8 protein-coding genes and 1 pseudogene are annotated in these 13,485 nt (G+C 72.0%); 6 read left to right on the top strand and 3 right to left on the bottom strand.

Going from position 1 to position 13,485, the window contains the following annotated elements:
- The first annotated feature begins 3 nt into the window (after window positions 1–3).
- Window positions 4–1,461 (top strand): 4-hydroxyphenylacetate 3-monooxygenase, oxygenase component, encoded by a 1,458-nt coding sequence (gene hpaB / locus QE381_RS17400; protein ID WP_307220219.1) that lies wholly within the window; start codon window positions 4–6, stop codon window positions 1,459–1,461.
- A gap of 48 nt (window positions 1,462–1,509) precedes the next feature.
- Here hpaB and QE381_RS17405 read toward each other — a convergent pair whose 3' ends face one another.
- Window positions 1,510–2,214: an IclR family transcriptional regulator gene (locus tag QE381_RS17405; protein ID WP_307220220.1), complete on the bottom strand. Its 705-nt coding sequence runs from the start codon at window positions 2,212–2,214 to the stop codon at window positions 1,510–1,512.
- A 152-nt stretch (window positions 2,215–2,366) separates the two neighbouring features.
- On the opposite strand from QE381_RS17405, the gene QE381_RS17410 reads away from it, so the two are divergent.
- Window positions 2,367–4,250, top strand: coding sequence for an FAD-dependent monooxygenase (locus tag QE381_RS17410; RefSeq protein ID WP_307220589.1), 1,884 nt, complete (start codon window positions 2,367–2,369; stop codon window positions 4,248–4,250).
- Window positions 4,251–4,324: 74 nt separating this feature from the next.
- On the opposite strand, the gene QE381_RS17415 is transcribed toward QE381_RS17410, so the two are convergent.
- Both QE381_RS17415 and QE381_RS17420 read right to left on the bottom strand, forming a co-directional pair.
- Window positions 4,325–6,046, bottom strand: a complete 1,722-nt coding sequence (locus QE381_RS17415) for a Na+/H+ antiporter (protein WP_307220222.1) — start codon at window positions 6,044–6,046, stop codon at window positions 4,325–4,327.
- 72 nt (window positions 6,047–6,118) lie between these two features.
- The gene (locus QE381_RS17420; protein WP_307220224.1) at window positions 6,119–7,771 is read right to left on the bottom strand and encodes a thiamine pyrophosphate-binding protein; all 1,653 of its coding nucleotides are present in this window, start codon (window positions 7,769–7,771) and stop codon (window positions 6,119–6,121) included.
- Between the two features lie 304 nt (window positions 7,772–8,075).
- Between QE381_RS17420 and QE381_RS17425 the strand changes: the two are divergent.
- The 4 genes and pseudogenes from QE381_RS17425 to QE381_RS17440 all read left to right on the top strand — a co-directional run bounded on the left by QE381_RS17425 (window position 8,076) and on the right by QE381_RS17440 (window position 13,469).
- Window positions 8,076–9,549: pseudogene (locus QE381_RS17425) on the top strand (NAD-dependent succinate-semialdehyde dehydrogenase).
- Window positions 9,550–9,631: 82 nt separating this feature from the next.
- Window positions 9,632–10,579: a DUF4436 family protein gene (locus tag QE381_RS17430; protein ID WP_307220226.1), complete on the top strand. Its 948-nt coding sequence runs from the start codon at window positions 9,632–9,634 to the stop codon at window positions 10,577–10,579.
- Between the two features lie 150 nt (window positions 10,580–10,729).
- A complete protein-coding gene (locus QE381_RS17435; RefSeq protein WP_307220229.1) occupies window positions 10,730–12,142 on the top strand; it encodes an LLM class flavin-dependent oxidoreductase in 1,413 nt (470 codons plus the stop codon).
- A 106-nt stretch (window positions 12,143–12,248) separates the two neighbouring features.
- Window positions 12,249–13,469 carry an acyl-CoA dehydrogenase family protein gene (locus tag QE381_RS17440; RefSeq protein ID WP_307220231.1) on the top strand — a complete coding sequence of 407 codons (1,221 nt, stop codon included), beginning with the start codon at window positions 12,249–12,251 and terminating at the stop codon, window positions 13,467–13,469.
- Window positions 13,470–13,485 lie beyond the last annotated feature (16 nt).

A 13,485-nucleotide genomic window follows, 5' to 3' on the forward strand; every position in this document is an offset into this window, starting at 1 on the left:
GACATGCCCGCCCGCACCGGCTCCCAGTACCTCGCCCGACTCGACGATCGCACGACCGAGATCCACATCGATGGCGAGGTCGTCACCTCCGCCGTGTCGCGGCATCCCGCGTTCTCGTCCGTCGCGCGCTCGTTCGCGCGGCTCTACGACCTGCAGCACGATCCCGCGCACCGCGGGGACCTGACCTTCCCCTCGCCGGCCACCGGGGAGCCGGTGCCCGTGTCCTTCCTCGCCCCGCGCACGACCGACGACCTCGTCCGCCGTCGCGCCGGGATGCAGGTCTGGGCGCGCGACTCGGCGGGGTTCCTCGGCCGCACACCCGACTACCTCGCCTCCGCGCTGACGGCCTTCGGCGCGGCCCCCGCGTTCTTCGCGCGTGCGGGCGACGTGTTCGCGGAGCGGATGCTGCGCTACGCCGACCGGATGCGCGAGGAGGACCTGCTGCTGGCGCACACGCTCGTCCCGCCGCAGGTCAACCGCGCCGTGCCCGCGGTGCGGCAGGGCGACGGCGCGCTCGCGACGCACATCGTCCACGAGCGGTCCGACGGGATCGTCGTGCGCGGGGCGCGGCTGCTCGCCACGGCCGCGCCGATCGCCGACGAGCTCCTCGTGCTGCCCTCCACCGTGCTCCGCAACGCGCCCGAGGATGCGCCGTACAGCTTCGCGTTCGCGGTGCCGACGGACGCGCCCGGCCTCCGCTTCCACTGCCGATCCTCGCTCCATCGCGGCGGCGGCGCCTTCGACGAGCCGCTCGCCTCGCGCTTCGACGAGATGGATGCCATCGCCGTCTTCGACGACGTGTTCGTGCCGAGCGAGCGGGTCTTCCTCCTCGGACGCCCCGAGCTCTGCAACACGCTGTACAGCGAGACCGGGGCGGGCGCTCTCATGACGCATCAGGTGGTGACGCGAACGCTCGCCAAGACGGAGTTCTTCCTCGGTCTCGCGTCGTCCATGGCCGAGGCGATCGGCATCTCGGGCTTCGCCCACATCCAGCAGCAGATCGCCGAGCTCATCTCCTACGTCGAGATCGAGCGCGCGCTGCTGCGGGCGGCGGAGGTGGAGGGCACGTCCAACGAGCACGGCGTGTTCCTGCCCCGGTGGGAGACCCTCAACGCCGCACGCAACTGGTACCCCACGCACGTGGCGCCGCGGCTGACCGAGATCGTGCGCACCTTCGGTGCGTCGGGGCTCATGGCGACGCCGTCCGAGGCGGACTTCGCGGCCGACGCCCATGGCGATCTCGAGCTGTACCTGCAGTCCGCCACGTGCGGCGCGGTGGATCGCACCGCCCTGTTCCGGCTCGCCGCCGACGCCGCGGTGTCGGGGTTTGCCGGTCGTCAGACGCTCTACGAGCAGTTCTTCTTCGGCGACCCCGTGCGCATGGCCGCGGCCCTCGTCGGCTCGTACGATCTGGGACCGGCGCAGGATCGCGTCCGTGACCTTCTCGACCGCGAGCGCTGACGCCCGGGGGGGGGAAGGCGACCGCGGGGCGGTCCGCTCACGGCGCGCTCAGCCGCCCAGGGCGTTGCGGATGGTCGTGGCGGATCGCGCGAGACGCGCGGCGACGGCCGCCTCGTCGGCGACCGCACCCACCGACACGACGGCGATCGCGGCCGGGCGCTGGGGTGCGCGCAGCGCGAGCGGCACGGCGACGGAGGTCACCGTCGGGATGACCTCGTCGTGGCTCGTCGCGTGACCGCGCACCGCGGCAGCCTCGACGTCGGCGCGCAGCGCCGCGTCGATCCCTTCCGGCCAGGCCGCGGGGGACAGAGCGGACAGGATCGCCTTGCTCGGAGCTCCGACGGTGATCGGATGCCGCGCTCCAGGGCGCTGGGCGACGGAGGCGACCGCGTGCCTCGGCTCGACGCTCGCGATCGTGATGCACTCGTCGCGGTCGAGCACGGCCAGGAAGCACGTCATGCCCAGATCGTTCGCGACCGCCGTCAGCTCGGGGAGCGCCTCGCTCTGCAGATCGTGCGACACGCCGGCGGCGAGAGCGGCGACCCGCGGGCCGAGCGCGACGAGGCCGCGGGGGTCGCGGCCGACGAGCCCGTGGTCCTCGAGCGTGCGCACCAGCCGGTACACGATCGACCGGTGCACGCCCAGCCGACGGGCGAGCTCGTCGATCGCGAGCGCGTCGCGCTCCTCCGCCAGCAGCTCCAGCACCCGGATGCCGCGGCTGAGCGTCTGCGAGGCCGGCGTGGTCGTGGCCATGGGGCTCCTTGTCGCGGGCGCGGCGCACGGGATTGCCACCGGGTCGCCGGTTGTCTACGATCATGTTCAGAAGTAGAACGATGAGTTCGAATATAGAACACGTTTGGCTCACCTGCAAGACCCGGCACCGCCGCCGGAAAGGATCGATGACGATGCAGTTCCACCACAACGGTTACGTCTCCGGAGACCCGCGCGTGCAGCCCGCCGCCGGCACCGCTCTCGACCGGCCCGCCGACATCCCGGACGAGGTCGACGTCCTCATCGTCGGGTCCGGTCCCGCCGGGATGCTGCTCGCCGCCCAGCTCTCGCAGTACCCGAGCGTCGTCACGCGCATCGTCGAGAAGCGCGAGGGGCGCCTCGTCCTCGGCCAGGCCGACGGCATCCAGCCCCGCAGCGTCGAGACGTTCCAGGCGTTCGGATTCGCCGAGCGGATCGTCGCCGAGGCCTACAACATCGGCTGGATGAACTTCTGGGGCCCGGACCCCGACGACCCGAGCCGGATCGTGCGCCGCTCGCGGACCGCCGACTACGCCTTCGACATCAGCGAGTTCCCGCATCTCATCGTCAACCAGGCGCGCGTGCTCGACTACTTCGCCGAGGCGGCCGCGCACGGCCCGGCCCGGATCGTGCCCGACTACGGGGTGGAGTTCCTGGGGCTTCAGCGGGACGACACCCAGTCCTTCCCACTGGCGGTGCGGCTGCGCGAGGCCTCCGGCTCCGAGCGCGTCGTGCGTGCGCGTTACGTCGTGGGGTGCGACGGCGCGCGCAGCGCCGTGCGCACGGCGATCGGGCGCCACCATGTCGGAGACGTCTCGCAGCATGCCTGGGGCGTCATGGACGTCGTCGTCGAGACCGACTTCCCCGACTGGCGCATCAAGTGCGCGATCAACGCCGACGCCGGCAACATCCTCCACATCCCGCGCGAGGGCGGCTATCTGAGTCGCATGTACATCGATCTCGGCGAGGTCGCCGCCGACGACGACCACCGCGTGCGCCAGACGCCGATCGAGGAGATCGTGCGCCGCGCGAACGAGATCCTGCACCCGTACTCGATCGAGGTGAGGGACGTCGCCTGGCACAGCGTCTACGAGGTCGGCCACCGCGTCACCGACCGCTTCGACGACATGGCGGATGACGCATCCCTCGCCCCGCGTGTGTTCCTCACCGGGGACGCCTGCCACACGCACAGCGCGAAGGCGGGGCAGGGCATGAACGTGTCGATGCAGGACGGCTTCAACCTCGGGTGGAAGCTCGGCTCCGTGCTCACGGGACGCAGCCCGGAGTCGCTGTTGGAGACGTACTCTGCCGAGCGCCAGCCCGTCGCGCAGCAGCTCATCGACTTCGACAAGGAGTGGTCGACGCTCATGGCGCGCAAGCCCGAGGAGATCTCGGACCCCGAGGACCTCGCGACCTACTACCTGGCGACGGCGGAGTTCCCCTCCGGGTTCATGACGCAGTACGGACCGTCCGAGATCGTGGCGGCCCGGCCGGCGCAGGAGCTCGCGACGGGTTTCCCGGTGGGGAAGCGGTTCGCGTCCTCGCCCGTCGTACGCGCCTGCGACGGCAACGTCGTGCACCTCGGCCACCACGCGCGCGCCGACGGGCGCTGGCGCATCTATGCCTTCGCGGATGCGGACGGACTCGGCGCCGACTCGGCCCTGGCCCGCTGGGCTGCCTGGCTCGATGCGTCCGAGCAGTCCCCGGTGCGGCGGTTCACGCCGGCGGGAGACCCGCTCGACGCCGTCTTCGACGTGAAGGCGATCTATCAGCAGCCCTTCGACCGGGTCGACGTCAAGACCGTGCCTGCCGTGTTCCGGCCCCGCAACGGGACGCTGGGGGTGACCGACTGGGAGAAGGTCTTCACGGCCGGGCCCAGCCGCTGGAACGAGAGCGACGTCTTCGCCGAGCGCGGGCTCTCCCGCGACGGCGTGGTGGTGGTCGTGCGTCCGGACCAGTACGTCGCGCACGTCCTGCCGCTGTCGGCGACCGACGCCCTCGCCGCGTTCTTCGACGCCGCACTGCTCCCCGCCCACTGACCGCGAGACCAGTCTCGCCCGCCGAGACCGGTGGTTTTCTCGCCGGTCTCGGCGCGGAGGACTGGTCTCGCGGTCTAGTCGAAGCGTTCGGGGCCGCGGAGGCGGATCTCGTCCACGTCGAGGCTGGCCTGCAGTCGCCGCACGATGAGGTCGTCGACCGTGCCGTCGCGGCGGAGCTTGAGCAGCACCTCGCGCTTGCGCTGGATCAGCGCGAGCTTCAGGCGCGTCGCCTCCTCGTGCCGGGTGAGCGGCGAGCGCTGCGCGAGGTCGACCGGGCCCTGCGCGGTGAGCATCTCGAGTGAGCCCGACGAGGAGGATCCGCCCAGCGGCGGAGTCGGTGCGACATCCGCGGAGTCGTCCTCGAGCATCGACTCGAGCGCCGCGATCGCCGCATCCTCCGCGGCGCGCTGACGCGCCAGCGCCTTCGCGTTCGCGAGCTCCAGCTGCTCGTAGCCCTCACGGCGCGCGCGGTCGCGGACGTCGTCGTGGATGTGCTCCGCCTCGGCGATCTCGTCCAGCGCGGCCAGCGCCGCGGTCGAGATCGCGCGCTGGGCGATCTCGAGCTCGTCCTGCTCGGCGCCGTCTCCGGGCAGCCGTGCCCACCGCACGACGGCGGGCAGCAGCGGTCCCTGCACGAGCAGGCTCAGCACGATCACCCCGGCCGTGACGAACACGACGGCGTCGCGTCCGGCGAGCGGAGCACCGGCCTCCGTCGACAGCGGCACGGAGAGCGCGATGGCGAGTGACACCGCGCCGCGGAAGCCCGCGATGGTGCTCACGACCCGCGCCCGGTGACGGCTGCCGGCGGTCGACCCGCTCGGGCGCCCGCTCGTGAACGGCGAGAACAGCATCTGGAACAGGTACCGCACGACCAGCAGCGCCACCCACGCGGCCACCGTCACGAGCAGCAGCCACCCGATCTCACTGGGCGAGATGTCGTGCAGGACGAACTGCACCTCGAGGCCGATCAGGACGAACAGCGCGCCGTTGAGCGCGTAGACACCGAGCGGCCACGCGGCATCCGCCTGCCGACGCGACGCCGCGGTCGTGATCCGCGGGGCGAACCAGGCCACGATGAGCCCCGCGAACACGACGGCGAGCACGCCGGACGCGGAGATGAGCTCCGCGAGCAGGAACGCCGCGAACGGGACCAGCAGCATCGTGAGGTTGATCGTCAGGCTCGCGTGCATCCGCCGCAGCGCCGCCGCGGCCAGCGCCGCCGTCACGATCCCGGCCGCCGCCCCGCCGAGGTAGGACAGCAGGACCGTGGCCGTCACCGTCAGCGGCGTGACCTGACCGCCGACCGCGATCGAGACCGCGATGGCGTAGATGACCAGCGCCGTGCCGTCGTTGGTGAGGCTCTCGGCCTTGAGCTTCATGAGTGTGCGTGTGGGCAGCAGCCGACCGAGCGCGCCGACCGCCGTCGCATCCGGCGGGGCGACGGCGGCGCCGAGGATCAGCGCGGCCGGCCAGGGGAGTCCCATCGCCGCCGCGATGCCGGCGACGGCGAACGCGGAGGCGACGACCAGCAGCGTGCTCATCGGCACGATGTAGCGCAGCGAGCGCCGGACCGAGCGCAGCGAGGTCGTCCAGCTCTCGCGGAACAGCAGCACCGGAAGGAACAGCAGCAGCACCGTCTCGGGCGGCAGCTGCACCTCCCGCAGCGCCGGCACGAAGCCCAGCAGAAGGCCGATCACGAGCAGCACGAGGGGCGTCGCCATCCGCAGGCGCGGGGCGAGCACGGTGCCGACGACGATCGCCAGCCCGAGCATGACCGTGACTTCGAGACCTGCCATGCGCTCCCCGTTCCTCGCGCCACCATTCTGCGCCCCATGCACAGCGCGCGGGAGTCCCCCGGCATTCCCGCCTCACGAGTTCACGCGGATGATCTCCTGTTGATACGGCGCGATCACACGCTCGGAGACACGGAGATCGAGCAGCAGGAACGGACGCTCGGATGCCGGTGTGTCCGCCCACTCGCCGAGCACCTCGAGATCCTCGACCCGCCGGATCGTCTCGCCGCGCGCCCCGACCGCACGCGTGAGCCCCGCGAAGTCGACCTCGGGGATGCGCATCGGCGCCTCGGCGAGCCCCTTCAGCCCGTACAGGTTCACCTCGGCGCCGTAGGCCGCGTCGTTCCAGACGACCGCGAGTCCGCGTCCGCCCGCGACCCGCACCGCCGACTCGAGGTCCGCGAGCGCCATGAGCCCGCCGCCGTCGCCGGTCGAGAGGACGACCGTGGATGTCGGTCGCGCGAGCGCCGCGCCGGGCACCGACGGGAAGCCGAGCCCGATCGACTGGTACGCCGTGCCGACCATCAGCATGCGGTCGGGAGCGGCGACCGGCCAGTACATGTTCGCCCAGCCGATGAAGTGGCCGCCGTCGGACACGACGACGCGGTCGGCGGGCAGCAGCTCGCCGATGCGCGCGGCCGCCGAGCGGGGGTCGAGCCGGCCGTCGGGTGCGATGCCGTCGCCGGCGTCGTGGGCGCGGGCAGACGAGAGGTCGACGCGCTCGCGCCAGCCGCTCGGGGCGGCGGACAGGTCGCGCAGCCGTTCCACGAGCGTCCGCGCGATGTCGGCCGCGTCGCCCCGCACGTAGCCGCCGACGTGCGGGTGCGTGGCCGTCGGGGCGACGTCGACCTGGAAGACCCGCGTGCCCGGCGCGAACAGCTCGCCGAAGCGCATCGTGAACTGGTTGAGCGAGGCGCCGAAGACGATCGCGACGTCGGCCTCGCGCACGAGGGCCATCGCGCCCTCCGCGCCGAAGCCTCCCGCGACGCCCAGGTCGTAGCGGGCGTCGGGGAACAGGCCCCGACCGAGCGCAGTGGTCGTCGTCAGCGCGCCCGTCGCGTCGGCGAGCGCGCCGAGGGCCGGACCGGCGCCGCTGAGGTGCGCGCCGCGGCCGGCCAGGAGCAGCGGATGCCGCGCCTCGGCGAACGCCTCGGCCATGCTCGTCAGCGTCGCCCGGGAGAACTCGGTCCCGGCCCCGGCGGCCGCGGGCACGACCGGCTCCGGCGTCTCGGGCGCTTCGCCGGCCTCGAGTCGCGCGACGTCGTAGGGGATCGCGAGGACGACGGGGACCCGGTAGGACAGCGCGTGCTCGATCGCGATCACGGTGGTGGCCGCGGCATCCGTCCGCCCCGCCGTGTACGTGCGGGCGCCGACCGCCGAGGCGAGCGCCACCTGGTCGACGTCCCAGGGGCGAGGGCCGGAGGTCGGCTCGTCGCCGACGACGAGCACGAGCGGGACGCGGGCCTGGACGGCTTCGGCGAGGGCGGTCAGCACGTTGGTGAAGCCGGCGCCGTAGGTCGCGGTCGCGGCCGCGAGCCGCCCGCTGGCGCGGAAGTAGGCATCGGCGGCGGCGACGCCTCCCGCCTCATGGCGCATGGCGGTGTAGGTCGCGTCGGTGGCGGTCTCGATCGCGTCGAGGAAGTAGGCGTTGCCGTTGCCCATCACCCCGAACACGTGGTCGACGTGGCGGGCGAGGGTCGTGGCGACGTGCGCGGAGACGCTGGGCATGGGGGAGCCTTTCGAGACGGGACGGAGGTGAGGCCGTATGTGTCTCGCGCACCCCGCGGGCGGCTGCGTGCCCATTTTTCGAGCACCGGCGTCGTCGTGGAAGCCGGACAGGGCGAGTATAGGAGATCCCGGTGGTGTCCGCGATGGCGTATGCCGGCGGTGTCGTCCGCCGCGGTGGACAGCGACAACGCGTGGGCGGCGTCCGAGAATGGGTGTGTTGCCGGCGGAGATCATATACGATCTGAGTCGAGCGACGCCGTCCCACTCGACCGGCGATGCGCCGCATCCCGACGAAGGAGTCCGCATGACCGAGAACCGCGAGTCCGCACTGCTGGCCGACGTGCCCGACGGGCTGTTCATCGGAGGAGAATGGCGCGCCCGCCGAGGCGGGGAAGACCCTCGAGGTCTCCGATCCCTCGACCGGCCGGGTCATCAAGTCCATCGCGAGCGCCTCGGTCGCCGACGGCGCGGCGGCGATGGACGCGGCCGCCGACACCTTCCCGAGCTGGGCGGCGACGCCCGTCCGGGAGCGTGCGGAGATCCTGCGCCGTGCCTTCGACCTGCTGCAGGAGCGCAAGGAGGACTTCGCCCTGCTCATGACGCTCGAGATGGGCAAGCCGCTCGCCGAGGCGCGCGGCGAGGTGGCCTACGGCGGCGAGTTCCTGCGGTGGTTCAGCGAGGAGGCCGCGCACGTGCAGGGGCGCTACGGCGCGAACCCGGAGGGCACGGGCCGCATGATCGTCACGCAGCACCCCGTGGGACCGTGCTTCCTCATCACCCCGTGGAACTTCCCGCTCGCGATGGCGACCCGCAAGATCGCCCCGGCGCTCGCCGCCGGCTGCACGGTCGTCGTCAAGCCCGCGGCGCTGACCCCGCTCACGACCCTCTACTTCGCAAAGCTCCTGCAGGATGCGGGCCTCCCCGCCGGCGTCGTGAACGTCGTCACGACCTCGTCCTCGGGGCCGCTGTCCGAGGCGATCATCCGTGACCCGCGGCTGCGCAAGCTCTCCTTCACCGGCTCCACCCCGGTGGGGCAGCAGCTGCTGGCCCAGGCCTCGCAGGGGGTCCTGCGCACCTCGATGGAGCTCGGCGGGAACGCGCCCTTCGTCGTGTTCGACGACGCCGACCTCGACAAGGCCGTCGACGGCGCGATCGCCGCGAAGTTCCGCAACATCGGCCAGGCCTGCACGGCCGCGAACCGCTTCATCGTGCACCGCTCGGTCGCGGAGGAGTTCGCGAGTCGCGTGACCGAGCGCGTCACCGCCTTCCGCGTCGGACGCGGCACCGAGGAGGGTGTCACGATCGGTCCCCTCATCGACGACCGCGCCGTCGCGAAGGCCTCCCAGCTGGTCCAGGATGCGGTGGCGCGCGGCGCGACGCTCCGCGCCGGGGGCGCGGCGATCGAGGGCGAGGGGACGTTCTACCAGGCGACCGTGCTGAGCGACGTGCCCGAGGGCAGCGACATCCTCCGCGAGGAGATCTTCGGGCCCGTCCTGGCGATCGTGCCCTTCGACACCGAGGACGAGGCCGTCCGCCTGGCCAACAGCACCGAGTACGGTCTGGTGTCCTACGTGTACACCGAGAACCTCGCGCGAGGCCAGCGCATGATCGAGCGGCTCGAGACCGGCATGATGGGGCTCAACATCGGCGTCGTCTCGAACGCCGCGGCTCCCTTCGGCGGGTGGAAGCTCTCCGGGCTGGGCCGCGAAGGCGGCGCCGAGGGCATCCACGAGTACCTGCAGACCAAGTACACGCTGACGCCGAATCCGTTCGCCTGACCGGGGCCGCCCTCGACCGTGACACGGCGCCCCGGGCGGCGGCGGACCCGGCGGGCCGCCGGCGTTCTGGCACACTGTGAGCGTGACGACCCCCGCTCCTCCTCGCACCTCACGCCGCCGCACCGCCGTGACGGTCGGGGTGATCGTCGTCGTGGCCGCTCTGGTCTACGGCGTCGTGGTCGCGCTCTACGCGATCGGCAGCCGGGTGACGACCCCGACCGAGCCCGACGTCGCGCAGGGCTCGGTCGTCGTGCGGCTGTCGGCCGATTCGGTCAACGCCTCCGGGAACCGCATCACCGTCTCGCTGCTGCCGACGGCGGGGCCGGGCTACGTCGACGACAGCGGCATCATCAGCGACAAGTCCTTCAGCCTGCTCGTCTCCGGGACGGACGGATCCCGTGCGATCGACTACCCGGCCGAGCAGCTGATCTCCTCGACCGAGGTGCACCTGGTCACCGACGGCCACATCGAGCAGTGGCCCTTCGACACCTACACGGCGACGAGCCTCATCGTGGCGGCGGCGGACACGAACGGCAACGGCGTCGCGGAGGCGCTGCCGACTGCCGTCGTCGCGGAGGGCCGCGTGCCCGGATGGAACATCCGGGCGACGACCTTCGACGCCGGCGACCCCGTGCAGGTCGACGGCGAGACCGTGACGCCGAGGGGCATCGTGCTCACGGCATCCCGGTCCGCCTCGACCGTCGCCTTCGGGATCGTGCTGCTCTCGCTCATGGTCGTCATCCCGGTCCTCGTGCTCCTGGTCGCGACGGCGGCCTTCCGCGGCAGACGCAAGGTCGAGGCGACGCTCACGAGCTGGATCGGCGCGATGCTGTTCGCCACTCTGCCGCTGCGCAACTTCCTGCCCGGTGCGCCGCCGATCGGATCGTGGATCGACTACCTGATCGTGCTGTGGGTGATGGTGGGGCTCGTCGCCGGCCTCGCGCTGTTCGTCACGGCGTGGCTGCGACGTGCGCCGCTCGGCGACCCGCCGACATCCCAGCGCTCCGCCGCGCCCGACCGACGTCCCTGACGTCGGGGCCGCCCTCCGACGCGCCGTCCGGACCCTCGGGTGACGCAATGTGACGACCGGTGACGCCGTGTGTCGTCCCGAGTCGCGCCATCCGCGTGGGATGGATACGTTAGCCGCCGATGCGGCAGAGCGCCGCCGGAAGGGGTCAGGATGGCGCAGCGCATCATTCTCAACGCGTTCGAGATGAGCTGCGTCACGCATCAGGCTCCGGGACTCTGGCGCCACCCCGACAACCGCGCCGACGAGTACAACCGGCTGGAGTACTGGATCGAGCTCGCCAAGCTCCTGGAGCGGGGCACCTTCGACGCGGTGTTCCTCGCCGACGTCGTCGGCGTCTACGACGTGTATCGAGACTCGGCCGCCCCGGCGCTCCGGGATGCCGCGCAGATCCCGGTGGGCGATCCGCTGCTGCAGATCCCCGCGATGGCTGCAGCGACCTCGCACCTCGGCTTCGGTGTCACGATCGCCTCGACGTACTCGCAGCCCTACGCGCTGGCCCGCACCCTCTCGACCCTCGACCACTTCACGGGCGGCCGGATCGGCTGGAACGTCGTCACGAGCTATCTCAACAGCGCCGCGCGCAACCTCGGACTCGGCGACCAGATCGCCCACGACGACCGCTACGGCATCGCCGACGAGTTCCTCGACGTGACCTACAAGCTGTGGGAGGGGTCGTGGGAGGACGCCGCCGTGCGTCGCGACCGTGAGGCCGGCGTGTTCACCGACCCCGAGCTCGTGCACCCCATCGACCACCACGGCGAGCACTTCGACGTTCCGGGCATCCATCTCGCCGAGCCCTCACCGCAGCGGACGCCGGTGATCTTCCAGGCCGGCGCCTCGCCGCGCGGGCAGGAGTTCGCGGCGCGCCATGGTGAGGCGATCTTCATCAACGGCCTGACCCCCGAGCTCACGCGACGCACGACCGACGCGATCCGGGACAAGGCCGATGCGGCGGGTCGTCCGCGCGCGAGCGTCAAGATCCTGACCCTCGCGACCGTCATCGTCGCCGAGACCGACGAGGCGGCGCAGGAGAAGTACGCCGACTACCGTCGCTACGTCTCGATCGAGGGCGCGCTGGCCCTCTACGGCGGCTGGTCCGGCGTCGACCTGTCCGCGCTCGATCCCGACGAGCCGCTCGCCTACGTCGACACGGATGCCGCCCGCTCGGCGCTGTCGATCTTCACCAAGGCCGACCCGACCCGGCAGTGGACACCCCGCGAGATCGCCGAGTACGTCGGGATCGGCGGGATCGGCGCGGTCATCGTCGGCAGTCCCGCCACGGTGGCCGATGAGCTCGAACGATGGGTCGAGGTGGGCGGCGTCGACGGCTTCAACCTCGCCTACGTCGTCACGCCCGGGACGTTCGCGGACATCGTCGACCTGCTGGTCCCGGAGCTCCGCCGCCGCGGCCGTGTCTGGGACGAGTATCCCGAGGGCACGCTCCGTGACCGGCTCTCCGGAAGCTCCGCGGTGCCGGACTGGCACCCCGCCGCCCGGTATCGCGGTGCCTACGCCGGCGCGCGCAGCGCCGCCGACGGCAACGCCTCGCTCGTGACCGCTTGACCCCGCCCGACCCGTTCACAACTCAGGCTCTTTCGCCTTCCACGGCCCCGGACGCCCGCCGAGCCCCGGTTCTGCCTGAGTTGTGAACCACCCCGAAGGAGACCCCATGCCCACCCAGACCCTTCCGCGCACCCACTGGTCCGGTGTCGCCTCGGACGAGGAGCTCGCCCGCTGGGACGCCGTCGCGACCCGTGTGGCCGACACCCTCCGCACCGACGCGCTGGACCGCGACCGGGCCAACGCGCAGCCCTTCGCCGAGGCGCGGCTGCTGCAGGAGTCCGGTCTGACGACACTGCTGGACCCCGCCGAGTACGGGGGCGGCGGCGGTCACTGGGAGTCGGCGTTCCGCGCCGTGCGCGTCATCGGCCGCACCGACGCGTCGATCGCACAGCTGCTCGGATACCACTACGTCAACGAGGCCAACATCGCCCTGGTGGCGCCGGCCGGGGAGCGTGAGCGGTGGTTCCGTGCCACGATCGCGGGTCGCTGGGTGTGGGGCGACTCGGTCAACCCCGTCGACCCCAACCTGACCCTCACGGACACGGGCGAGGGATTCCGCCTCGACGGCTTCAAGCGCTTCTCCACCGGTTCCGGTGTCGGGGAGGCGCTGCTGGTCAACGCGGTCGTCGCCGGCGGCGAGCACGACGGCGAGCTGGCCTACCTCGTGCTGCCCTACGGCCACCCCGGCGTCGAGCTGGTCGACGACTGGGACAACCTCGGTCAGCGGCTGTCAGCGAGCAACACCGTGCGCTACCACGGTGCGCAGGTCGGGCCCGAGCACGTGCTCGGCTTCGGCACGGACGAGCCGATCCAGAGCTACGTCACCCCGGCGATCCAGCTCGTGTTCGGCAACCTGTACCTCGGCATCGCCCAGGGCGCGCTCGCCCAGGCGCGTGAGCTGACGAACGCCCGGCCGAACTCCTGGTTCCTCTCCGGCGTCGAGCGCTACCGGGACGACCCCTTCGTGCAGCGGCTCTACGGCGAGCTGGTGGCCCAGGTCGCCGCCGTCGAAGCCCTCGCGGACAGCGTGAACCGTGCGTACGACCGTTCGATCGGGAAGGGCGATGCGGTCACCTCCGACGATCGCGCCGAGCTCGCGCAGCGCATCGCGCAGCTGAAGGTCGTCTCCTCCGACACCGCGATCGACGTGTCGAACCGGGTGTTCGAGGCCACCGGCTCCAGCTCGACCGCCTCGAAGGTCGGACTCGACCTCCACTGGCGCAACGCGCGCACCCACTCCCTCCACGACCCGGTCGACTACAAGAAGCTCGAGGTCGGGGCGCACTTCCTCACCGGCGTCGTCCAGCCGATCTCCCTCTACACCTGAACCCGGAAGACGAGCA

Origin of the sequence: Microbacterium sp. SORGH_AS_0888 (genome assembly GCF_030818905.1) — a bacterium.
GTDB lineage: Bacteria > Actinomycetota > Actinomycetes > Actinomycetales > Microbacteriaceae > Microbacterium.